This is a genomic window from Hydrogenivirga okinawensis (genome assembly GCF_055385515.1).
This window is the reverse complement of the sequence record NZ_AP042386.1, coordinates 1,356,540-1,378,532: the sequence shown is the minus strand read 5'-3', so window position 1 is coordinate 1,378,532 and position 21,993 is coordinate 1,356,540. Positions and strand designations below refer to the sequence as shown.

Below are 21,993 nucleotides of genomic sequence, written 5' to 3'. Positions count from 1 at the left end.
GAAGAGGAAACCCGAAAGGAAAAGAACGGTTATCAAACCGATCAGAGCGAGGATCAGTATGTACTTCATATCACCTTCTCGGCGTGGCGGGAGGCGTGGCACTGTATATTGACCGCTACCGGAAGGGACGCTATATGGCAGGGGTACATCTCCACCTTCACATCTACGGCGGTAACCGTTCCTCCGAAGCCCATGGGACCTAAGCCGAGCTTGTTTATGTCCTGTATAAGTTCCTCCTCGACCTTAGCTATCAGAGGGTCGGGATGTCTCTGCCCGTGGGGTCTTAGAAGTGCCTTCTTCGCCAAATAGGCGCAGTACTCGAAATTCCCACCTATCCCGACGCCCACCGTTAAGGGAGGACAGGCGTTGGGACCAGCAAGTTTCACCGTCTCGAGTATGAACTTCCTCGCTCCCTCCCAACCGTCCGCTGGCTTAAGCATGGCGAGGCGCGAAGTGTTCTCCGACCCCGCGCCTTTGGGAGCAACCGTTATTTTAATTTTATCTCCCGGAACCACCTCCGTATGAATCACCGCGGGCGTGTTGTCTCCGGTGTTCTTCCTCTCAAAGAGGGGATCCCAAACCATGGACGCTCTAAGATAACCTTCCTTCGTAGCCCTTCTCACCCCCTCGTTCACAGCTTCCTCTAAGGATCCACCCTCTACCACAACCTCCTGACCTATCTCCAAGAAGACGACCGTAACGCCCGTGTCTTGGCAGTAAGGCATCTGCTCCCTTAAAGCGATCTGAGCGTTTTCTAATATCTGCTCTAAAACCTCCCTTCCTAAGGAAGACTCCTCCTTCTCGAGAGCTTCTTTGAAAAGCTCTATCGTCTCCTGAGGTATCTCGTAATTAGCCTTTATGGTAAGCTCCCTTACAGCCTCTGTTATCTCACTGACGTGCACTCTTCTCACCGAGCATCACCTCCGCGATCTCAACCGTCTTTTTCACCGATTCAACAGAACGCTCCCACATCTGGCGCTCCTCCTCTATCATAGGAACCTTGATGATATCTTCAACCCCGTTCACACCCAATTTTACGGGGACACCAACACAGAACCCTTTAACGCCGTAGTACTCCCCAGCCTCTCCATCAAGATAAACGGAACAGGGGAGTATCCTCCTGCTGTTGGTTACGAGAGCCTCGACCATATCCACCACCGCGGCGGCAGGAGCGTAGTAGGCGGAGGTTCCCATAAGGTTGACGATCTCTCCGCCTCCGAACCTCGTCCTGTGAATTATCTCCTGTAGCTTCTCCTTAGGTATAAGATCCTTTAAGGGGATGCCCCCAACGTTGGATATGGATATAAGCGGAACCATCTCGTCCCCGTGCCCGCCTATGACGTAGGCGTGGATGTCTTTGGGAGAGACCCTGAGCTCCTCAGCTATGAAGGTCTTGAACCTTGCGGAGTCTAAAACCCCAGCCATGCCGATGACCCTGTTCGCCGGGAAGCCACTTAATTTGACCGCTGCGTAGGTCATTATGTCAACGGGGTTGGTAACCACTATGAGTATAGAGTTGGGAGCGAATTGACGAACCTTTGAGATTATAGTCGAGAGTATCCTTATGTTCGCCTCCAAGAGATCTTCTCTCGACATGCCCGGTCTCCTGGGAAAGCCGGCGGTTATAACTACTATGTCGCTGTCCACTATCGGCTCGTAACCCTCCCCGTCGGGAGTTACGGTAAAGCCGTCTATCTTGGTGTCTATGTCCATAGCGGCGACCATCTGCTTCATGTCGAGAGCCTTTCCCTTAACCGGTTCAAAGACTTTATCACCGTCCCTCCTGGGAATGTCGAAAAGTCTGACGTCGGCAAATCCCTTGATGGCGAGGAGGCTTGCAACGTGTTCACCGACGTTTCCCGCTCCCACCACCGACACCACCTTTCTCATAGCCATGATCCACCTCCTTACCGGCTCACCTCCTGAGCCTGCTTCTTCTTTATGTAGTTGAGCCTTCCTCCTCCGAGGAGAACCTCTATCTGATAGGGAGTTAGGTTGTACCTGCAGGTGATCTCCTCTCCGGTGGTTTTGTTCACCACGATGATTTCCTTACCTTCCCTCAACCTCTGGGAGAGCTCCGGTATCTCTATTTCGTCTCCGAGGGAGAACTTATCGTAGTCCTCCTTGTTCACGAACTCTAAGGGGACTATACCGAAGTTCACGAGGTTGGCGTGGTGTATCCTCGCGAAGGACTTGGCTATGACCGCTCTGACACCGAGGAACCTCGGAGCCAAGGCGGCGTGCTCCCTCGAGGATCCCTGTCCGTAGTTCTCCCCGCCTATTATCACTCCCGCCTTTCCTTTTTCCTTGACCTCCTTCATCCTCGGGACGAACTCTGGATCCACGTAGTGGTAAACGTATTCCGAGATGGCGTAGATGTTGGACCTGAGGGGAAGTATCTTTGCACCTGCAGGCATTATATGGTCGGTTGTTATGTTGTCTCCAACGATAAGGGTGACCTCTCCCTCGAGCTTCTCAGGGAGCTCGTCGAAGGGAGGCAGGGGCTTTATGTTGGGTCCCCTGTAGATCTCCACCTTCTCAGCTTCTTCGGGAGGAAGAGGTTCTATGAAAGCCTCGTCTCCGTAAGGGAACCTCTCCGGCATCTCCACCCTTATCCACTTGATACCCTGCTCATTGGCAAGTCTTCTGGGGTCTATGATCTCCCCTGCTATGGCGCAGGCTACGCAGGTCTCGGGTGAGGCGAGATAGACCTTCGCGTCTGGAGTTCCTGACCTTCCCTCGAAGTTTCTGTTGAAGCTCCTTATCGAAACTCCACCGCTCGGAGGTGCGTAGCCCATGCCTATGCAGGGACCGCAGGCGCTCTCAAGTATCCTCGCTCCCGCCTTCAAGAAGTTAAGTAGCGCTCCGTTGGTGGTTATGAGTTCAAGAGCCTGCTTGGATCCGGGAGCTACCGCAAAGACGACGTCGGGATGGACTTTCCTGCCTTCAAGGAGCTTGGCGCTTCTCGTAAGATCCACGAAGGAGGAGTTGGTGCACGAACCAATGACCACCTGATCAACCTTTATTCCCTCTATTTCTCTCACGGGAACAACGTTGTCCGGAGAATGAGGCTGTGCTATAAGAGGCTCGAGCTCGGAGAGGTTTATCTCTATAACCTCGTCATACTCCGCATCAGGATCGGGAAGGAGCTCCACCCAGTCCTCCTCCCTTCCCTGAGCCCTCAGGTATGCTCTCGTGATCTCGTCCGAGGGGAATAGGGAGGTCGTGGCTCCGAGTTCAGCCCCCATGTTTGTGATCGTGGCCCTTTCGGGAACGGAGAGCTCCTTTACACCCTCGCCGAAGTACTCGAAGATCTTTCCGAGGCCGCCTTTAACCGTGAGCCTCCTCAAAAGCTCAAGGATTATGTCCTTCGCCGTTACCCATTCGGGCATCTTTCCTGTAAGCTTAACACCTACAATCTTTGGCATCTTCATGTAGAAGGGCTCTCCAGCCATTGCTGCGGCGACGTCGAGACCCCCAGCACCTATCGCCAACATACCCACACCGCCGCTTGTAGGTGTGTGGGAGTCTGAGCCCAAGAGAGTCTTTCCGGGCTTTGCAAACCTCTCCACGTGAACCTGATGGCATATCCCGTTTCCGGGCTTGGAGAGCCAGATTCCGAACCTCTTGGCAACCGTCATGAGGTACTTGTGGTCGTCGGGGTTCCTGAAGTCGGTCTGGAGCATGTTGTGATCTATATAAGATACAGAGAGTTCTGTCCTGACACGGGGGACACCCATCGCCTCGAGCTCAAGGTAAGCCATGGTTCCAGTGGCGTCCTGGGTGAGGGTCTGGTCTATCCTTATCGCTATCTCCTCTCCCGGATCCATTCTACCGGCTACGAGGTGATCCCTGATTATCTTCCATGCTACCGTTCCTTTTGCCATCTCTTACCTCCGGCTTAAAACGACGTTTTAGAAGGATTATTCTATTTTAAGCCCTTTGTCAAGCCTTTCAAATCTTGGGAATTTTAACCTTTCAGCCACATCCGCTATGAAGGTAGAATATAGAACCATGGGAAAGTTAGCCTACATATTTCCCGGCCAGGGTTCCCAGTACGTAGGAATGGCCTACGACTTTTACAGGGAGTTCCATCAGGCAGCGGACGTATTCCACGAGGCGGAGCAGGCTTTGAGGATGTCCCTCCCGGATCTCGTGGACGTTATCTTAAAGGGACCTGAGGAAAAACTCAACAAAACGGTTTACACCCAGCCGGCTATACTCGTCGCCTCCTACGCAATATACAGGGTGATTGAGGACTCAGGCTTTCCTAAGCCCGATTACGTTGCCGGGCACTCTTTGGGAGAGTACACCGCCCTTCTAGTTGCGGGAGGAGTTGAGCTCTTCGAAGCCGTCAGGCTCACATATCTCAGGGGTAAGTACATGCAGGAGGCTGTTCCAGAAGGTGAAGGAGCCATGGCTGCTATCCTCAAACTCTCCCCCGAGGAGGTTGAGGAGATATGTAGCGAGGTACAGGAGGCAGGTGTTGTTGAACCGGCAAACTACAACTCTCCCCAGCAGACCGTTATCTCGGGGGAAAGGCCCGCCGTAGAGAAGGCTTCGAAGATAGCTAAGGAGAGAGGAGGAAGGGTAGTTCCCCTGAAGGTATCGGTTCCCTCCCACTGCTCTCTTATGAAGGATGCGGCGGACGCCTTCAAGTTGAAGCTTGCCCAGACACCCATCAAAAATGTTGAGGTACCGGTCGTTCAAAACTATACAGCGAGGGAGCACAGGATGGCGCACGAGATAAGGGAGAACCTCTACAGGCAGATCTTCTCACCGGTAAGATGGTTTCAAAGTGTCCTTTACATGGTAGAACTTGGAGTTGATACTTTTGTAGAAGTTGGTCCCAAGAACGTCCTTTCGAAGCTCGTTCAGCAGACGGTTCCAAACGTGAGGGTTTTCAACGTCGAAAGACTCGACGATCTTGAAAAGGTCAGATCAGCTCTTTAAATTTACAAGCTTGGGGGATAGAAATGGGGGCGATAGGTCCTTACCATTATAAGGTTTGGGTAATAGGAGAGGTTCTCGACAGGTACGAGAACTGTAAGAACGGCGCGAGAAAGCCAAAGACCAAGCTCTTTATAAAGCCCCCGGAGGACGAAAGGTCCCTGTTCAGGAACGCCTACTTCGAAAACATAGTCATCTACGCTGTGGATATAGAAAAGATCATAGAGAGTTTAGAGTATCCTCTGAACGAGATAATAAAGGGAAGGTACTTCGAGGGAGACGTGAGAACCTTTATGGAAGACTTTGGATTAAAGAGCAGGAAGGAGGCGAGAAGGTTAATAGTTAGAGCTGTAAACAAGTTCTTTCACGAGATTGAGAGATACAGGAAGAGATCCTCGAGAGTCGCCTAATCCTTTATGAATAGCCTGTTCTCCTCGTACCATCCCCAGACGGTGGGAAAAAGGTTTACGAACTTGTCGTAAGCGGCGAGCATGCTTTTTGGGGTGGCTATGAATATCATAGGTTGTTGCTCCGTGATTATTTTGAAAGCTTCTCTGTAGATCTCCACTCTCTTCCTGGAGTCGAGCTCTATCGCCCCCCTGTCTATAAGCTCGTCCACCCTCTTCTCCCACTCGGTAGCAGGCTCCTTTTGCCTTGGGTACCACATATGAAGCGTTCCCGAGGAGTGCCAGACGTTCCTACCAAAGTGGGGATCTATCGATCCCGTCAATCCGATTATAACCGCCTCCCACTCGTAGGGCGGAGCGGTGAGCCTCGAGACTAAGGAGTTGAAGTCTATCGGCTGGAAGTGAACCTCTATACCTATCTTTTTCAGATCTTCCTTTATTATGTTTCCTATAGTCTCCCTCTCTTTGTTCCCCGCGTTGGTTATGAGGGTAAACTTCAGGTCGTGTCCCTCTGGATCTTCCAATATACCGTCCCCGTCCCTGTCCTTGAAGCCTATGCTCTCCAAGATCTCTTTAGCCTTTTGGAGGTTGTACTCAAACTTAGGATAGAAGCCCTCATCAAAGTAGGGTCTGTTTGCCTCCGTTACGGGAGTGTAGAGGGGCTTGGCAAGCCCGTTGTAAACGAGGTAACAGATTCCCTCCCTGTCTATGGCGTGGGATATAGCAATCCTGAAGAGCCTGTTTCGGAACCACCTGAGCTTATATCTGGGTATCTTGGCGTTCGGATTCTGGTTGAAGACGAGGAAGGTGGTGGAGGGTGTCGATCCGAGATCGTAGATTTTCACACCCTTTATCTTTGCGACCTGCTGGATGTCCTGAGGTCTAAGACCTATGTAGTCCGCCCCCCCGCTCTTGAACTTGAGAAGTGCAGTGTCGGGATCGCCCACTATTATTCCGACCTTCCTCTCGATGTAAGGAAGCCTCCTACCATCCTCATCCCTCTCGTAGTAGTAAGGATTCCTTTCATAAACTACCCTCTGACCCTTGACGTACTCCTTTATGACCCAAGGACCAGTCCCTACTATCTCCCTCGGGTCGGTGTTTACATTCCATGCTGTGTTGAAAGTTCCTTCCCTTACATACTTCTCGAGCCTGTGTTTCGGGAGGATAGCGACCGAGAGAGCGTTCAGGAAAGGGGCGAAGGGTTCGGGTAGAGTGAAGCGGACGGTGTAGTCGTCCACCTTCTTCACCTTTATCTTCTTTCCCTTTATTGTGAGGATGTCCCTCGTGGAGGAAGGGATAGAGTCGTTGTAATAGACCTCGTTGAAGGTGAAAACGACATCGTCCGCCGTGAAGGGCACCCCGTCGCTCCATCTTACGTCTTTTCTAAGGTAGAAGGTCCACACCTTCCCGTCCTCCGAAACCTCCCATCTCTCGGCAAGATCGGGCTTTATCTCCATCGTCTTGAGATCTAACTTCGTGAGTCCAGAGAAGAGATCGCCTATAACCGCCGTAGAGGTGGTCTCCTGAGCGAGGGCGGGGTTCAGAGTCTTGGGATCGCCGTTGAGAATGAAGTAGAGAGTACCTCCCTCCTTTCCGGGTACAGGATTGAACTCCAGGGGATTTACCTTTATAAAGCTCACGCTACCCCCCTCGGGGGACCTCAGGAGGTGGAAGGGTAGAAAGGCTAAAAAGACAACCAGGAGGGCGATCAGTATTGGCAGCATCACTTTTATGATATACTTTTAGAGCCATGATCAAGGTGGAGATAGTTACTCCAAAAGGTCTTGCCTTCTCCAACGAGGTAAACTCCGTAAACATACCCACGGTGGAGGGAGAGATAGGAGTTTTGGAAAAGCACATGTACCTGATGACGCTTTTAAAACCCGGGCTCGTTTACTTCGACGGAGACGAGAAGAAGGGAATGGCGGTAACCTACGGCGTCGTGGACATTACTCCTGAGAAAGTTCTCATACTCGCCGAAGAAGCCTACGAGGTGGGGGAGATAGACGTAGGAAAGGCTAAGCAAGAGTTCGAGGAGGCTATGAGAAAGCTTGCTACAGCCCAGACCTTAGAGGACATAAAGGAGTGGGAGAGGGTTAAGGAAAAAGCTCAGGCGCTCTTAGAGGTGGTTGAAAGGGTCGGGTAAGGAGTTCCCCTTCTTCCGGGGGAAGATAAAGCTAAAACAACCGGAAACTCACAGGGTATCGGTCGATCTCGTTATTTTTCTCTCAAAGGTCAGAGGGATAAGGAGGAGCTCTAAGGTTGTGGATCTCGGTGCAGGATTTGGCTTTCTCTCCATAGCCCTCGCCAAGAAGTTTGGGTGTGAGATCACGGCGGTGGAGAGGGACGAAGGTATGTTCTCCTTACTGCTCGAGAACATTGAAAGGAACGAAGTTAAGGACAGAGTTCGCCCTCTTCGAGGGGATATCAGATCTATAGAAAGCCTGCTTTCCCGGGGAAGCTTTGACGTCGTTGTAACGAATCCGCCCTTCTATCCGGAAGAGTATGGAAAGGAGGATGGGGGATTTCACTTCGAGAGCGATACCACACTGAGGGACTTTATAAGGGCCTCTTCTTACATTCTCAGAGATGGCGGGTATCTTAACCTGCTTCTCCCCTCCTTCAGGCTCTACGAACTCTTCTCACTCTTTAAGGAGTTCAATCTACCTCCTCGCTTCTTAGACCTAATGTATCCAAACGTCAAGAAGAGAGCAAGACTCGCTATCGTTACGTCTATAAAGAACGTTCCTGGTCCTCTTGAGGTCGGGAAAGCTATATTCATAAACAAACCGGAGGGGGGTTACACGCAAGAGGTGAGCGCTATCTTAGAGGGCTTCCTCTGATGTGCTATAATAAGGAGAATGAAACTGCCGGAGAGGCTTGTTGAGAGGATTGCCAACAGGATTGTTGATGAGCTGAGCGGGGAGGGACTTATAGAGGTCGATGATCCTGAACTCTTCAAAAAGAAGATAATAGGCGTATTCAAGAAAGCGGAGGAGGAGGAGAGGCTCTTGGACGAGAAGGCTAAGGAGATCCTCAAAGAGAAGATGGATCTCTTAGAGGAGACTGATCTCGATTACAGGACTGCCTTCAGGGCTGTTAAGGCAAAGCTCGCTGAGGAGATGAAGATAAACATAAACAGAAGGGAGAGGATGAACCAAGTTGCCAACATGATAAGGGATTTGATAATGGAGGACGAGAGCGTAGAGATCTACGAGGACCCTCCTATTATAAGGAAGAGGGTCGCTGAGATTCTTAGGGATGCTGTCAGGGAAGAGGAAAAGATAGAAAGAGCGGTTAGGGAGAGAATTAGGAAGTACTCAAAGAACATTCTCGAAGGAACCCCCGAGTGGAACCTACTGTACAAGAGGATATACGAAGACGAACTCAGGCAAAGAGGTTTAGCCTAAGGCAGGTAGATTATAGGATTCTGCCTTATTCCGTACTTTATAACCTCATAGTGAAGATGAGGTCCTGTGGTTCTCCCCGTAGAGCCCACGTATCCGACTATACCGTTCTTAGGGACCCTCTCACCCCTCTTTACAGCTATCGCCGACATGTGGGCATATAAAGTAACGTAACCGTAGCCGTGATAAAGTATAACAGTCTTCCCGTATCCCCTTACCCAGCCTGCAAAGAGGACGTAGCCTGGTGCCGTAGCTACCACCTTGCTCCCGTAGGGTGCACCTATATCCACCCCAGCATGAAAGTCCCTTATACCTCTGATCCTCCTCCACCCAAAGTCGGAGGTAACTATACCAACCACCGGCCAGATATCCGGTCGGACACCGTCGGGTGTCTTGAGTTCGAAAAGCCCTCTCAGATCCTCCGGTATATCTTCAAAAAGCTCCTCCGGCGGTAAGAGGGTTACATCTGAAGGTCTCTTAGAAAACACTCCCGCCACGAGGAGGAGAAGGCTAAGTAGTAGAACCCTCTTCATCGAGGTAGAAGACTTCGTCGGAGATGGGCTCGTTCCACCTCTTGAAGCCTGGCAGAGTTTCTATCCTGTACCACGCCGATCTGTACCATATGTCCGTTGGATCCCTCCTAACGGGAGCTATCTGGGCTGCCCTCGTCTCCGGATGATACTCCCAGTTCATGTAGTGGTTAAAGTCCTGAACTATATCGGTTATGACCGTTCCGTACTCTCCAAGAAGGGTCTCCTGAAACTCCTTCCACCTGAATATGGAGGAGTCTCTAAGAGTAAGACCGAAGTATCCAGCACACCCCTCGTCCTTCAGTGTGGCTATGCCTCTGCCTATAAACGCTCTGAAGGCGGCAAAGGTCTCCGGAGGATCGGTTATGAAGACATCGAACTTGCCGAGCATTTCCTCCGGGAAAGGATTCCTGAGATCCCAGACCATAGCCTCCGCGTTGTCTATACCGAGCTCCTTGAAGATCCTGTTGTCGAAGTCTATCAGCCTCTCATCTATGTCTATCACCAGAACTCTCCTCGCCTTCCTCGTAAGGGCTATCGCCAGGCCGGTCAGGTCATCCTCAGCACCCATGACTATGATATCTTTACCCCTCAAATCTCCCTTTGAGTCTATGAAGATGACCCTTGAAACGGTGGTCTCGGGAGTCACCGATCCCTGATCGTAGTCTCTTATAGCCGTCGGTCTGTCTTTGGCAAGCTCCACGAAGGTTCTGTAAAGCTCCTTGTCGGCGTAGAAGGGGTAACCCCTTCCCTCACACGCCTGACAGGAGTAGTCCACTACGGGCTCTATACCGAGCTCAGAGACGAGGTCGTATCCCTTCTGGGTGAGGAGTATGTCCTCTTTATCGTTTATAAAGAGTATTCCCTCCGATATTAACCTCTTAACTATTTCTGAAGCAGCCGGAACCGGGAGATCCGACAGATCCACTATCTTCCAAAAGTCCCCCGTGACAAGGGCTGCGGACAGGACCCTTTCCACGTTACGCCTGTGGAGTCTGACCTTGGTCTCCTTCTGGACTTCCTCAGCGACCTTAGAGAGTAGATCCAATCCTTCTACCTCCGAAGATTTTGATTGAAGCGAATTTAATATTATAAGGGAATGCCGAGACTCGATAAAGTCCTTTTTGAGAGAGGTCTTGCTCCCTCCAGGGAGAAGGCTCAGGCTCTCATAATGGCGGGCCTCGTCTTGGTGAACGGGAGGAAGATCGAGAAGCCCGGGTACCAGGTTAAGGGAAACGAAAGGATAGAGGTTTTGGAGCCTCCGAGGTACGTATCGAGGGCGGGCTACAAGCTCGAGGGGGCGCTTAAGAGGTTCGGGATAGATCCCAAAGGTTGGGTCGTTCTGGACGTAGGCTCTTCAACGGGAGGGTTTACCGATTGCCTGCTCCAGCACGGGGCGAGAAAGGTCTACGCCGTGGACGTGGGAAGGGGGCAGATGGATCCCAAACTTAGAGACGACCCTCGGGTCGTCCTTTACGAGAAGACGGACGCCAGAGACCTCACAGATAAGCACGTTCCCGAGAAGGTGGATCTGATAACCGTGGACGTCTCATTCATATCTGTAACAAAAGTCTTGCCGAACGTTATCAAATTCCTAAGGGAAAATGGACTCCTTCTCGTTCTCGTGAAGCCCCAGTTCGAGCTGTGTCCCAAGAAGGTTAAGAAGGGTGTGGTCAGGGAAAGGGGGTTGAGGAGAAAGGCGGTTCTAAAGGTCGCAAACTTCCTTCAGGAGCTTGGCTTTAAAATCCTCGGAGTTATAAAGGCCTTCCCAAAAGGGACTAAAGGAAACGAGGAGTTCTTTCTTTTGGCTTCGAAGGAGGGAGAGGAGATAAATCTGGAAGAGGCTTTAGAAGAGGCTCTCGATGGGAAAGGCGATTATACTATTTGAGGAGGGAGAAGAGGGAATGGACACAAAGGAGGAAGCTCTAAAGCTTTACAGAGAGCTTATACCGAAGCTGATAGAGTGTGGGACGGAGATAGACGAGTACTACAGGCGCTTCAGAGAACTGAGACTCCTGACCGATGATCTCTCCTTTCAGGGAGCACTCCTGAACGTGGAGCACTCCTTCTTTATGGTGGTCCAGTCTATGAACATACTCCGGGAAAATCTAAAACTTTTAGAGGTTGCGGCGAAAAAGAAGGAGATAGAGTGATGAGTATAAAGGCTCTCCTCTTGGACAGGGACAGGGAGGTTTTCCCTCTCTTAGGGGATATCTTCAACGTTACCGGGCACAAGCTCCTTATAGCTGCCAACGATAAGATGTTTGCAGATCTCATCGACTCCGCTGATATAGACATAGTTATCCTGAATCACTCAGATATAAAATCATGGCTCTCTTCTTGGAAGAACGATAGGGGAACGCTTCCCTTTTTTATCGTAGACAGGGAAGAGGAGGAGCTTAGGCTCCTCAGCATGGGCTTCTCAGATCTGAACTTCGTCAGGAAACCCTTCAATCCCTTAGAGCTTTTGAATAAATTAAGCTACCTTCACAAACTCGACCCGGTGGAGGACGCTCATCAATTGGGAATGGTAAACACGGTCGTTAAACTCTCCAATGCGGGAGAATCAAAGATTGTAGAGATATCCAACACCAGCTCCTGCAATCTCCTTATCAAGGAGGGACAGCTCCTTGGAATGGACTGCACCTTAGAAGAGCTCGCCTCTATTTTGGAAAGTGAAAGTGTCAGCGTTAAAGTGAAAAACTACGAAGATATAGGGCTGGAGCAGAAGTTTGGAAGCACCTTTGAGTTTATTAAGACCCTTATAGAGAGATCCAAGCCTGTTAAAGTAATAGCCTCCGCAGGGGGGAAGGTAGGAGAGGAGTTTAAGCCTGTTGAGGAGATAGCGGAAGGTGTTTACAGGGTCTCTAAGTTCGCGACCATACCCGTTCTTCTTAAAAATGTTTATCTAAGGATATACGAAGGACGAGACAGGAGAATAGCATTTTTAATAAATCCTGGAACCCTCGACGAGTGGAGCGGAATGAGCAACCTCGTAGAGGACGTTATCTTTAATATGAACGAGCTCGACGCCGTAATCATGCTCACCGGGGAGATCTCGAGCGTGTACAACGCCTTTCTTATGGCTCAGCAGAAGGTAAACGTCCAGTTCATTACCGATTACTCTGTGAAAAGGTCCCTCGCCGAGTCCGGATTAAAATCGGGGAGAATAAGAACCTTCGAAGACTTTCCATCATACTCGGTAACCATAGGAACGGGACACAGGTTGAGATTTATACCCATGAACTTCACCCCTTCGATAGGAGGCTTCTGTCTTTACGAGGAAGATACGGGATTCCTCTTCACTCCGGAGATACTCAGCTCCTTTTTTAACGAGGGAAGTTCAGACAACCTCGAAGAGGTATATCTGTACAACAGGATATACATACCAAACGGTGCAATCCTTCACAACGCGTTGGTCAAGCTGGAGGATCTAAATGTAAACAGGGTGTTGCCGAGGTTCGGGCTTCCCTACGACAACTTTACGGAAGTGAGAGAGAGGTTGAGAGGTATAAGGACGGGGGTGGACTATCCCCACGTAGGCGATAGGGATAGTGCTATAGAGTTGCTCAATGAAGCTGTAATTCACGTAATCAACGTCGAGGAAAAGGGCGTGGCCGACAGATTTATAGAAGAGCTGGGAAGGTTCGCCACCATAGAGGGAGGAAACGTGGCGGACATATACGTGGAACCTCCCTTTACGGTCGAACTACTGCTGAATACTCTCATGCTTACACCGGGCGTGAAACCCTCGACAGTTATCGGTGTTTTGAGAAGGCTGGACGAGGCGGGGGTATTTATAAACCCCTTCTAATAGATAAAGAAGTTCCCGATCCTATCGAACCTCGGATTCAGAAGAGCGAGAAAGAGCTGGCGGAAGCCGGTGAAGAAGTTTACATCCTGGGGTGTTAGTGGAGGCACCTTTCCCGAAAAATATATGACGAAAGCCTTGCCGACTATATTTTCTTTGGGAACAAAGCCCCAGAAGCGACTGTCCTCGCTGTTGTCCCTGTTGTCACCCATAACGAAGTAATGTCCCTCTGGAACTCTGAACTTAACACACAGGTTGTACCTCTGTTCAAAACACTGATCCTCGTTGTAGGAAACGAGACCAGCGAACTTGGTAGGGTAGGCGGAGAACCAGACCTTGTGCTCTATCCTCTTCCCGTTTAGGGGTATCTCCTCCTCAAATTCGTAGTAGAATTTGCCGTTGAAGCTCCTGAGAGTTGAATATCTTAGAGGGTACTCCCTACCGTTCACCTTCACCTTGTAAACCTTTATCTCTGCCTTCTCATCGTAGAACTCCTCGAACTCGACGAGGTCTCTCGGACCTGCTACTATCCTTTTTATGTAATCGAGGTTCGGATTTACAGGATACTTGAAGACAACTATGTCTCCCCTCCTCGGCTCCGAGAATCTGTAAACGAGCTTATTTACGAGAATGAAGTCCCCTATGAGAAGGGTCGGCTGCATCGAGGCGGAGGGTATGTTGAAAGCCTGAACGAGGGTAGCCCTTATGAGCAGAACTACCGCTATTATGATTGCGAACTCTACGAGCCATTTGGGGAGGTTTTTCATCGGGCTAAGATTTTAACACAAGCCTCTTAGCCCTGAGCTGTCCGCAGGCTCCGAATACGTCTCCTCCCTTGCTAAACCTCACGAAGGTGGAAATCCCCCTCTCCCAGAGGGACCTCTGGAATGCCAGAACCCTATCGAGGGAGGGTCTCTCGTAGGGAAGGTTCGGATCCGGGTTGTAGGGGATTAGGTTTACCTTGAACCTCCCCCTGTACCTGCCTATCAGGCGTGCAAGGTTAAGGGCGTCTTCGGTGGAATCGTTCACATCCTTTATAAGGACGTACTCTAAGGTGATCCTCCTGTACTTGGGAAGGGGGAACCTTTTGAGAACCTGAAGAAGCTCCTCAAGGCTGTTGGTTTTGGAGAGAGGCATGAGGTCCTCCCTCAATTTCTGGGAAGGGGCGTTTAAAGAAACGGCAAGGTTCAACTCTCTCATGAGGGGATCCTTGGACATCCTCTCTATCTGGGCGACCAGACCGCTCGTGGAGATCGTGACTCTCCTCTTGGAGAGATCTAAGCCCCAAGGAGAGACCATTACGCGAACCGCCTTCCTCACGTTCTCATAATTGGCCAAGGGTTCTCCCATACCCATGAAGACTACGTTCCTTATTCTTTCGGGAACCTCCTGCTGAACCTGAAGGAACTGATCTATTATCTCCTCCGTCCTGAGGTTTCTTATAAGACCGTCCAGCGCCGTTGCACAGAACTTGCATCCCACCGCACAACCTATCTGGGAGGAGACGCAGAGGGTCAGGTGATCCCTCTCCCTTATAAGAACGGTCTCTATTATATGCTCATCCTGTGTTCTGAACAGATACTTCACCGCATCGGGAGCCTCGACCCTCTCCAACTTCTCCAAAGGATGGAAGGAGTACACTTCGGAGAGGAGCTTCCTGTGCTCTTTGGAGAGATCTGTCATTCTCTCGAAGTCCGTGACGAACTTCTTGTATATCCACCTGAGGATCTGCTTAGCTCTGTACGGCTCGAGACCAAGGGCTTTCAGTTCCTCGGTGAGTTCCTCGAGGGTGTATCCGGTGATGAACTTCATAGAAGAAAATTTATTCCTTTCTTACCACCTTTACCTTTCCGTTCGCTATATCCTCTATAGACTGGAAGGTCTTCTTTATCAACTCTCTCTCGCCTCTTATGAAGAAGTCCTCTCCTTCCCCGAGGAGTTGAAGGGTCCTCCTCACCGCCGCGTGGACGAGCTCGTATCTCGAGCTCACCTGCTTAAGGGCGTTCTCTATATCAGGTCTCCTCGACATAACACTCACCTCCTTCTAAAAGGGAGACTATATCTTCACCGGAGAGAAGCTTCCTTATGTTCCTGAGGGTGCTTTCCCTTTCACATCTCGAAGCAACGATTACACTCCTCAACTGCATTACCGCCTTATCGATGAAGTCGTTAATTATAACATAATCGAACCTCTTGACGCAGGGTATCTCCCCCTTCGCCGTCTCGAGCCTCTCCCTCATGTTCCTGTCCCTGTATCCCCTACCTATCATCCTCCTCTTGAGCTCCTCTAAGGAGGGTGGCAGTAGAAATATGCTTACCGCCTCAGGATAGATCTTCTTCACCTTGAAGGCTCCCTGAACGTCTATGACGAGCAGTGAATCGTAACCTTCTCTTAAATTCCGCTCCACCTGATCCTTAGGAGTTCCGTAGTAGTTCCCATAAACGTTGGCGTACTCTAAGAACATCCCCTTCTCTATCCCTTCCTCGAACTCCTCTCTGCTCATGAATATGTAATCGACTCCGTGCTTCTCTCCCGGTCTCGGTTCCCTCGTGGTCGCAGTTACCACCTTTCTTATTCCGTCGAGCTCCTTGAGAAGTCGGGAGGCTACCGTGCTCTTTCCTGTGCCCGAGGGTGCGGAGAGTATGAAGAGCTTAGCCATATTCAGATCACAATTATACTACCTTGCCCTCTCTGAATATCCTGTAGAACTCTCCCTTCCTCTCCACGAGTGTATAGAAGCTCCCCTCCTCAACTATCGTTCCCTCCCTCATAACGATTATCCTCTCACACTCCATAACGTTCGAGAGCCTGTGAGCAACTATGAACATCGTCCTCCCTTCGAAGAACTCGAAGAGGTTCTTGAGGACCTTCTTCTCGGTCTGCATATCGAGAGCGGAGGTTGCCTCGTCGAGAATAACTATCTCAGGGTTTTTCAAAAAGAGTCTTGCGAGGGAAAGCCTCTGCCTCTCCCCTCCTGAGAGGGAGTATCCCCTCTCACCGACCACCATGTCTAAATCCTCCACGAAGTCGCAGAGGGCGAGCTTGAGAGCCTCCCACATCTCCCTCTCCGAGGCGTCCGGCTTAGCTATCAGAAGGTTTTCCCTTACGGAAGCGTTGAGAAGGAAGGTTTCCTGTGTAGCCATACCTATCCTCTTTCTCAAGCTGTACAGGTCGAACTCCCTCAACTCCCCTCCGTCAATCTTCACCGATCCTCCGTAGTCCACGAGCCTCGGGATTATCTTCACGAGAGTGCTCTTCCCCGAACCCGTATGCCCCACTATACCGAGCCTCTCCCCCTTTATAACTCTGAGGCTTACACCCCTGAGTATCTCCTTTCCGTTAACGGAAACGCTCGTGTCTTTGAATATTATCTCCTCCTTTAAACCTCTAAACTCAAGACTTCCTCCCCTCTCCTCCTCCAAGGAGAGGATTTCCCTTATTCTACCTACCACGGGGAGAGTTCCTCTCAGATTCATAAGAGCCTTCTGGGTATTCAGTATGGGAGGTTGAACCATGAAGAGGGCGGTCAGGTAAGATACAAAGTCTCCAGGGGTCATGCTTCCCTGAACTATCCTGTACCCCCCGTAGGAGATCACCGCCGCTACCACGAGGTAGCCGAGGATATAGTTGAGAGCCGTGTTCCCGGTTATGTAAAGTTCGGACTTCACCGATGAGCGGTAAACCTTCTCGTTGAATGCTTTAAAAGCTTTAAGGAGCTTTTCCTCCGCCGAGAAGACCTTAACGTTCTCTATTCCCTGAAGAGTCTGGGACATCGTCTGGCTTATCTCCCCCGTCCCTTCCTGAGTTCTCCTCAAATGCTTTCCCTTCTTACCTCCGAAGTACCTTACGGTAAAAGCCATCAGAGGAAGGACAACTACCAGAGCTAAAGTCAGGAAAGGATCCCTGTAAAGTAGTACCCCTATGAGAGCTACTCCAACGATCGGTTCTCTTAATAAAGTTGGCACGTGATCCACGAGGATCTGTCTTATCTTCTCCACATCGCTCACTATTCTGCTTATGAGATCTCCCGTCGGATGTTTTATAAAGAAACTGTAAGGAACGTAGAGAAGCTTACTGAAGAGTTCGAGTCTTATATCCCTGAGAACCCTCTCGGAGGCGAGGCTCACCAGATATTTGGAGATAAAGAAACCCAACTGCATTCCCAGGGCAAGGAGCAGAAGAAGGGAAACGAGCTTGAAAAGGCTCTCCTCGTTTTTGAGTATGAAGACGTCGTCTATAACACTCTTAACGAGAAGTGTTATTCCGGTTGCGCCACCCGATTGAAGGAGGGAGCCGACGAGGGATAGGATCAAAAGGGGAAAGTAAGGCTTTATCTTGCCTAAGAGCCATCTGAGGTTTTCCATCCCTCAAATTATAAACTTTCGAAAGAAGGAGCCGATAAACCCTTCTCAGGAGGTGGGCTTATGTTCAGAGCTCTGTGGACTTCAGCGTCGGGCATGACAGCTCAGCAGACTAACTTAGACATAATATCCCACAACATGGCTAACGTGAACACGACCGGTTTTAAAAAGATGAGAGCTACCTTTCAGGATCTCATTTACCAGACTGTTAGGGATCCCGGTGCACCGACCTCACCTATAACGAGATCCCCTTCAGGGTTTCAGATAGGTCTCGGAACTTATATATCGGATACTTACGGAATCTTCACTCAGGGGAATATAGTTCAGACAGGGAACACTCTCGACTTAGCTATTCAGGGGGATGGCTTTTTCAAGGTGGTTATGCCTGACGGGACCATAGCCTACACGAGGAGCGGCCAGTTCAGACTTGACAGAGACGGCAGGATTGTAAATAGCGACGGATATCCACTCGATCCAGAGATAAGCGTGCCTCCCGATGCCATAAGCATAGGCATAGCGGCAGACGGTACCGTGACAGTGTTAAGGCAGGGTGCCACTACGGTCGAGGAGGTGGGCAGGATAGAACTCGCCAAGTTCGTGAACCCCGCAGGGCTCAGGAGGATAGGAAACAACCTCTACCTTCAGACGGACGCTTCGGGAGATCCCCTTATAGACAATCCTGGAAATCAGGGAATAGGAACCCTGCTTCAGGGCTACTTAGAGTCTTCCAACGTGAACATAGTTGAGGAGATGGTAAACTTGATAATTGCTCAGAGGGCGTACGAATTTAATACGAAAGGTATAACCGCTGCGGATGAGATGCTTTCCCAGGCTGCCAATCTGCGTCGTTAGTCTGATAATCCTGCTCTCTATATCGGTCTGGGGAGGGGTTCTTAACGAGAAGAGAGTTGAGGAGATAGTAAAGGAAAAGATAGGAGAGCTTTACGGTAAGGAGATTCGTATTGTCGAACTCGATCCTCACCTGAGAGAACCTATAAGTTACCAACGGATAAGGAAAGTCAGGATCAAGCTGAGAAGGGGTGAGCCCAGGGGGTATGCCTACATATACCTAAGGACCGGTAGGAGTGAAAAGATAGTAACCGTTATCCTGAGAGTAAAATGGCGCTGTGAACTGTATGTTCTGAACGAGGACGTTGGGAGAGGGGAGAGAATATATCCGTGGATGGTGGTTTTAGAGGAAACTTACAGAGACAGGTGCCCACGTCAGTACATAGAAGATACCCGCCAACTCATAAACTACGTTGCCTTAAAGCCTCTTAGTAGAGGGGAGGCACTTAAGAAGAGCACGCTAAAGCCAGAACCTCTGGTCAGGAGGGGGGAGGATGTAAACGTAATCTACAGAAGCGGCAACCTGGAGATCTCATTTACCGGAGAGGCTTTGGAAAACGGCTTTTACGGTGAGAGGATTAGGGTAAGATCGGCAAACACCGGGAAGATCCTTAGGGGGAGGGTGGTTGGTGAGGGAAGCGTTGTCGTGGAATAGAACGCCGCTATAAGTCTCCTTCATAAAGATATTAGAATTTTTTTATATGATAAATGACAGATGGGTGGTGATAAAATATGGAAGATCAGGAGGTGTGAGGATGGAAGCTTCAAGGAGAGACTTCATCAACGTTGCCCTTGGAGGAATGGGCGTCGTGGGTGCAATAGGTGTCCTCTATCCCATTGTTAAAACGTTGGCTCCGAGTGCTGCCTCCACCACGGAAGCAAAGGTAGAAGTCGACATAACTCAGATACCTGAACTCGGTGTGAGGGTTACCTCCTGGAAGGGTAAGCCCCTCTTCGTGCTAAGACTCCCACAGAACCTATCGGAAGATCAGTATAACGTAAAGAAGGACGCGGTAAACAAGGCTGGAAAGCTTAACTACGAACTTCTTAAAGGACAGGAAGCTTTTGCCCTCGTAGGAGTTTGCACCCACCTCGGATGCATACCTCTCTGGAAGCCCGAAGGTAGCGAAGCTGTTAAAGCTCCCTATCTCCACTGCCCCTGCCACGGAGGCCTCTACACTCCCTGGGGAGACAACATAGGAGGTCCTCCCCCGAGACCTCTGTTCGTCCCGCCCCAGAAGAGAGAAGGGAACAAGCTGATAGTTGGAGAGCCCGGCTTTGTTAAGGAGCTCGTCTGAGGAGGTAGGAAGATGTTAAGGAGGATAGTTGACTGGATAGACGAGAGAGCTCACGTGAGGGATCTTTACAGGGAGCAGATGGTCGAGTACAAGGTTCCCAAGAACCTCACCTTCCCTTACGTCTTCGGTGTTTTGGCTTTGATAACCTTCGCCCTTCAGATAATCTCGGGAATAATCCTAATAATGTACTACAAGCCCATAATAGCCCATGCCTTCGACAGTGCCAACTACACGATAATGAAGGAGGTTTCCTTCGGATGGCTCTTCAGACATATCCACGCGGCGGGAGCTAACTTCTTCCTCGCCATCGTTTACCTTCACATGTTCACAGGAATTTACTACAACGCCTACAAGAAGCCGAGAGAGCTCGTCTGGATAGTTGGATGGGTGATATACTTCGTCCTTCTCGTTACCGCCCTGACGGGATATCTCCTCCCCTGGGGGCAACTCTCCTACTGGGGAACGGTGGTTACGACCGAGATTCCCGCGTCCCTTGCCGACGCGCCCATTCTGAAGGGGATATTCTCCGCCATAGGAGAGACAATATCCATATGGATGAAGGGGGGGTACAAGCTTGAGGACCTTGCACTGGGAAGATTCTTCGGTCTCCATGTTCTCTTTCTTCCTCTCGTGCTCTTAGCTCTCGTGGGTATCCACCTCTTCCTTGTGAGAGCGGCGGGCATATCCAACCCCGAAGGATACGAGATAGACAAGAAGAACGAGCCCGAGAAGGTGGTTCCCTTCCACCCCTACATGACCCTCAAGGAAGGGGCTTACGCTATGTGGTATCTCGCTATCTTCTTCTTCTTTGTGTTCTTCTACATGAGCCACTTCCTCCCTGCGGACAACTTTGAACCCGCCGATCCCCTCAAGACACCTCCCCACATAGCTCCCGAGTGGTATCTTCTCGGATTCTACGAGGTTTTCAGATCCATACCGAGCAAGTTCTGGGGCTTCGTAGCCTTTAATCTGATACTGCTCCTACTACTGCTCTTACCATTCCTCGACTTCTCTCCTATAAAAAGCGCCAGGAGGAGGCCTCTGTTCTTCGTAGCTTTCCTCGTATTCCTGGTATCCTCTATGGTCCTCACTGTTCTCGGAACTATGGCTCCCACACCAGCGAACGCTAAGCTCGGTATGTTCTTCACAGCCCTCGTGTTCCTGTTCTTCCTGTCCCTACCGGTAATCTCCTTCTTAGAATGGGGATGGTATAAAGCAAGAGGAGGTCAGTCATGAGCGCATGGGGAATGATAAAGACGGTCTTCTTTACGGCGGTAACGCTCATATTCTTCTTCGTGATCTGGATACACAATCCCTTCGCCCCCCACGAGGAGTACGAAGTTCCCGAAGAGGTGGAAAAGATAATAGGAGACCCTAAGGCGGCGATCGAAGGAAGAGAGCTCTTCAAGCAGAGCTGTGCGAGCTGTCACTCCCTCAGGTACGACGGGATATACCTGATGTCCGTCGAGGCAAGGCCCGAGTGGAAGGAGATAGAGAAGACACAAGGAAAACCCATCTTGGTTGAGAGGGACGGAAAGCTTGAGATAAAGGGATACTTTGTCCCGAGGGACGTTTACGAGGCTGTTGCCATACAGGATCTCCAGGGACTTAAGGCTTCCTTTGGAAAGGTGCCACCAGACCTTTCCACTATGTATCTCGCCAGAGGCGCAGGGTATCTGTACAACTTCATAATGGATCCTCAGAAGATACTTCCTGGAACCTCCATGCCCAAGCTCTTCTTCCCGGAAGCCGACAAAGAGGCTCCCGAAAAGGTTGCCAAGATCGTAGCCTACATGCGCTCCGTGAACGAACCACCTCCTGGCGAAAAGGCTAAGAGAGCCCTGATGGGCGTTGTGACGATAGGTTACTTCATAGCGATGGGGACACTTCTCTGGATATACAGGAAGAGGCTCCTTGCAAAGATGGGCTACTGATCGATGGACCGCCCTTGGGCGGTTCATCTGGACTTTATAACCCAGCTCCCCTTTATCTTTACGAGCTTCACCGACTCGGTGATGTAGCAGGTGGCTCCCTTCTCTATCCTGACACCTCCACACCTGCTGACAAGTTCGTTTAGGACCACTATGTTCACAAAGAGGGCAAGGCTCCTGTATATGTCCGCTCCCTTTAACTTCTCCTTTACCTCCTTTTCCAGTTCCCAGAGATCCTTCTTAAACTTAATGCCGTACTTTACCTGCGCGAAGTAGGTGTCCTCACTAAGCTTTATCATGTTCAGTATTCTTACGTCCTCCACATCCCCGAAAAATCTGTATCTTGCCTCCAAAGCCTTCTCAATATCCCTCGGGGAAGGCCGGTTGGAGCAGGAGAGGATGAGGAGTCCTATGATCAGAAGTATTAACTTCACCATCATCAGTC

The 21,993-nt window shown here is 50.4% G+C and carries 25 protein-coding genes; 13 read left to right on the top strand and 12 right to left on the bottom strand.

What is annotated here, in order from left to right; all coding sequences use genetic code 11:
• Positions 1–65: 65 nt before the first annotated feature.
• The 3 genes from ACZ483_RS07910 to ACZ483_RS07900 are packed head-to-tail and all read right to left on the bottom strand — an operon-like array spanning position 66 to position 3,887.
• A complete protein-coding gene (locus tag ACZ483_RS07910) occupies positions 66–911 on the bottom strand; it encodes a fumarate hydratase (protein WP_464323635.1) in 846 nt (281 codons plus the stop codon).
• Entirely contained in the window at positions 889–1,896 is a 1,008-nt protein-coding gene (gene mdh, locus ACZ483_RS07905; RefSeq protein ID WP_464323634.1) for a malate dehydrogenase, read from the bottom strand. Before mdh ends, ACZ483_RS07910 begins: the two co-directional genes overlap by 23 nt.
• An 11-nt stretch (positions 1,897–1,907) precedes the next feature.
• A complete protein-coding gene (locus tag ACZ483_RS07900) occupies positions 1,908–3,887 on the bottom strand; it encodes an aconitate hydratase (protein ID WP_464323633.1) in 1,980 nt (659 codons plus the stop codon).
• A gap of 127 nt (positions 3,888–4,014) precedes the next feature.
• Between ACZ483_RS07900 and fabD the strand changes: the two genes are divergently transcribed.
• A complete protein-coding gene (gene fabD / locus ACZ483_RS07895; RefSeq protein WP_464323632.1) occupies positions 4,015–4,953 on the top strand; it encodes an ACP S-malonyltransferase in 939 nt (312 codons plus the stop codon).
• Positions 4,954–4,976: 23 nt separating this feature from the next.
• Positions 4,977–5,360 (top strand): hypothetical protein, encoded by a 384-nt coding sequence (locus ACZ483_RS07890; protein WP_464323631.1) that lies wholly within the window; start codon positions 4,977–4,979, stop codon positions 5,358–5,360.
• On the opposite strand, the gene ACZ483_RS07885 is transcribed toward ACZ483_RS07890, so the two are convergent.
• The gene (locus ACZ483_RS07885; RefSeq protein ID WP_464323630.1) at positions 5,357–7,084 is read right to left on the bottom strand and encodes an ABC transporter substrate-binding protein; all 1,728 of its coding nucleotides are present in this window, start codon (positions 7,082–7,084) and stop codon (positions 5,357–5,359) included. The genes ACZ483_RS07890 and ACZ483_RS07885 overlap by 4 nt on opposite strands.
• A 26-nt stretch (positions 7,085–7,110) precedes the next feature.
• On the opposite strand from ACZ483_RS07885, the gene atpC reads away from it, so the two are divergent.
• From atpC to ACZ483_RS07870, 3 genes are read left to right on the top strand one after another with little or no spacing between them, the layout of a single operon-like run.
• On the top strand, positions 7,111–7,506 hold the full coding sequence (gene atpC / locus ACZ483_RS07880) for an ATP synthase F1 subunit epsilon (RefSeq protein WP_464323629.1): 396 nt from the start codon (positions 7,111–7,113) through the stop codon (positions 7,504–7,506).
• Positions 7,490–8,203: a tRNA1(Val) (adenine(37)-N6)-methyltransferase gene (locus ACZ483_RS07875; RefSeq protein WP_464323628.1), complete on the top strand. Its 714-nt coding sequence runs from the start codon at positions 7,490–7,492 to the stop codon at positions 8,201–8,203. The genes atpC and ACZ483_RS07875 overlap by 17 nt, the downstream gene beginning before the upstream one ends.
• A gap of 18 nt (positions 8,204–8,221) precedes the next feature.
• On the top strand, positions 8,222–8,770 hold the full coding sequence (locus ACZ483_RS07870) for a DUF507 family protein (protein WP_464323627.1): 549 nt from the start codon (positions 8,222–8,224) through the stop codon (positions 8,768–8,770).
• Here ACZ483_RS07870 and ACZ483_RS07865 read toward each other — a convergent pair.
• Both ACZ483_RS07865 and ACZ483_RS07860 read right to left on the bottom strand, forming a co-directional pair.
• Positions 8,767–9,300, bottom strand: coding sequence for a M23 family metallopeptidase (locus ACZ483_RS07865; RefSeq protein WP_464323626.1), 534 nt, complete (start codon positions 9,298–9,300; stop codon positions 8,767–8,769). The genes ACZ483_RS07870 and ACZ483_RS07865 overlap by 4 nt on opposite strands.
• Positions 9,278–10,345 (bottom strand): bis-aminopropyl spermidine synthase family protein, encoded by a 1,068-nt coding sequence (locus tag ACZ483_RS07860; RefSeq protein ID WP_464323625.1) that lies wholly within the window; start codon positions 10,343–10,345, stop codon positions 9,278–9,280. The genes ACZ483_RS07865 and ACZ483_RS07860 overlap by 23 nt, the downstream gene beginning before the upstream one ends.
• Positions 10,346–10,396: 51 nt before the next feature.
• On the opposite strand from ACZ483_RS07860, the gene ACZ483_RS07855 reads away from it, so the two are divergent.
• The 3 genes from ACZ483_RS07855 to ACZ483_RS07845 are packed head-to-tail and all read left to right on the top strand — an operon-like array spanning position 10,397 to position 13,111.
• Positions 10,397–11,185 (top strand): TlyA family RNA methyltransferase, encoded by a 789-nt coding sequence (locus tag ACZ483_RS07855; protein WP_464323624.1) that lies wholly within the window; start codon positions 10,397–10,399, stop codon positions 11,183–11,185.
• Complete coding sequence (locus tag ACZ483_RS07850; protein WP_464323623.1) at positions 11,160–11,450, top strand: hypothetical protein; 291 nt, start codon at positions 11,160–11,162, stop codon at positions 11,448–11,450. Before ACZ483_RS07855 ends, ACZ483_RS07850 begins: the two co-directional genes overlap by 26 nt.
• Complete coding sequence (locus ACZ483_RS07845) at positions 11,450–13,111, top strand: oxygen-binding di-iron domain-containing protein (protein ID WP_464323622.1); 1,662 nt, start codon at positions 11,450–11,452, stop codon at positions 13,109–13,111. The genes ACZ483_RS07850 and ACZ483_RS07845 overlap by 1 nt, the downstream gene beginning before the upstream one ends.
• On the opposite strand, the gene lepB is transcribed toward ACZ483_RS07845, so the two are convergent.
• Genes lepB through ACZ483_RS07820 form a run of 5 tightly spaced genes read right to left on the bottom strand, consistent with a single transcriptional unit; the run spans position 13,108 to position 17,473 of the window.
• Positions 13,108–13,875 carry a signal peptidase I gene (gene lepB, locus ACZ483_RS07840; RefSeq protein WP_464323621.1) on the bottom strand — a complete coding sequence of 256 codons (768 nt, stop codon included), beginning with the start codon at positions 13,873–13,875 and terminating at the stop codon, positions 13,108–13,110. The two genes, ACZ483_RS07845 and lepB, sit on opposite strands and share 4 nt — an antisense overlap.
• Positions 13,876–13,879: 4 nt before the next feature.
• Positions 13,880–14,920, bottom strand: a complete 1,041-nt coding sequence (gene rlmN / locus ACZ483_RS07835; protein WP_464323620.1) for a dual-specificity RNA methyltransferase RlmN — start codon at positions 14,918–14,920, stop codon at positions 13,880–13,882.
• 10 nt (positions 14,921–14,930) lie between these two features.
• The gene (gene rpoZ / locus ACZ483_RS07830; RefSeq protein WP_464323619.1) at positions 14,931–15,137 is read right to left on the bottom strand and encodes a DNA-directed RNA polymerase subunit omega; all 207 of its coding nucleotides are present in this window, start codon (positions 15,135–15,137) and stop codon (positions 14,931–14,933) included.
• Positions 15,121–15,768 carry a guanylate kinase gene (gene gmk, locus ACZ483_RS07825; protein WP_464323618.1) on the bottom strand — a complete coding sequence of 216 codons (648 nt, stop codon included), beginning with the start codon at positions 15,766–15,768 and terminating at the stop codon, positions 15,121–15,123. The genes rpoZ and gmk overlap by 17 nt, the downstream gene beginning before the upstream one ends.
• Before the next feature lie 13 nt (positions 15,769–15,781).
• Positions 15,782–17,473 carry an ABC transporter ATP-binding protein gene (locus ACZ483_RS07820; protein WP_464323617.1) on the bottom strand — a complete coding sequence of 564 codons (1,692 nt, stop codon included), beginning with the start codon at positions 17,471–17,473 and terminating at the stop codon, positions 15,782–15,784.
• Positions 17,474–17,533: 60 nt separating this feature from the next.
• On the opposite strand from ACZ483_RS07820, the gene flgG reads away from it, so the two are divergent.
• The 5 genes from flgG to ACZ483_RS07795 are packed head-to-tail and all read left to right on the top strand — an operon-like array spanning position 17,534 to position 21,551.
• Complete coding sequence (flgG, locus tag ACZ483_RS07815) at positions 17,534–18,322, top strand: flagellar basal-body rod protein FlgG (RefSeq protein WP_464323616.1); 789 nt, start codon at positions 17,534–17,536, stop codon at positions 18,320–18,322.
• A complete protein-coding gene (gene flgA / locus ACZ483_RS07810) occupies positions 18,285–18,974 on the top strand; it encodes a flagellar basal body P-ring formation chaperone FlgA (protein ID WP_464323615.1) in 690 nt (229 codons plus the stop codon). Before flgG ends, flgA begins: the two co-directional genes overlap by 38 nt.
• Positions 18,975–19,020: 46 nt before the next feature.
• Positions 19,021–19,617 (top strand): ubiquinol-cytochrome c reductase iron-sulfur subunit, encoded by a 597-nt coding sequence (petA, locus tag ACZ483_RS07805; RefSeq protein ID WP_464323614.1) that lies wholly within the window; start codon positions 19,021–19,023, stop codon positions 19,615–19,617.
• 12 nt (positions 19,618–19,629) lie between these two features.
• Positions 19,630–20,853 carry a cytochrome b gene (locus ACZ483_RS07800; RefSeq protein WP_464323613.1) on the top strand — a complete coding sequence of 408 codons (1,224 nt, stop codon included), beginning with the start codon at positions 19,630–19,632 and terminating at the stop codon, positions 20,851–20,853.
• Positions 20,850–21,551 (top strand): cytochrome c1, encoded by a 702-nt coding sequence (locus tag ACZ483_RS07795; RefSeq protein WP_464323612.1) that lies wholly within the window; start codon positions 20,850–20,852, stop codon positions 21,549–21,551. The genes ACZ483_RS07800 and ACZ483_RS07795 overlap by 4 nt, the downstream gene beginning before the upstream one ends.
• Before the next feature lie 23 nt (positions 21,552–21,574).
• Here ACZ483_RS07795 and ACZ483_RS07790 read toward each other — a convergent pair whose 3' ends face one another.
• Positions 21,575–21,988: a hypothetical protein gene (locus tag ACZ483_RS07790; protein WP_464323611.1), complete on the bottom strand. Its 414-nt coding sequence runs from the start codon at positions 21,986–21,988 to the stop codon at positions 21,575–21,577.
• Positions 21,989–21,993: the final 5 nt, after the last annotated feature.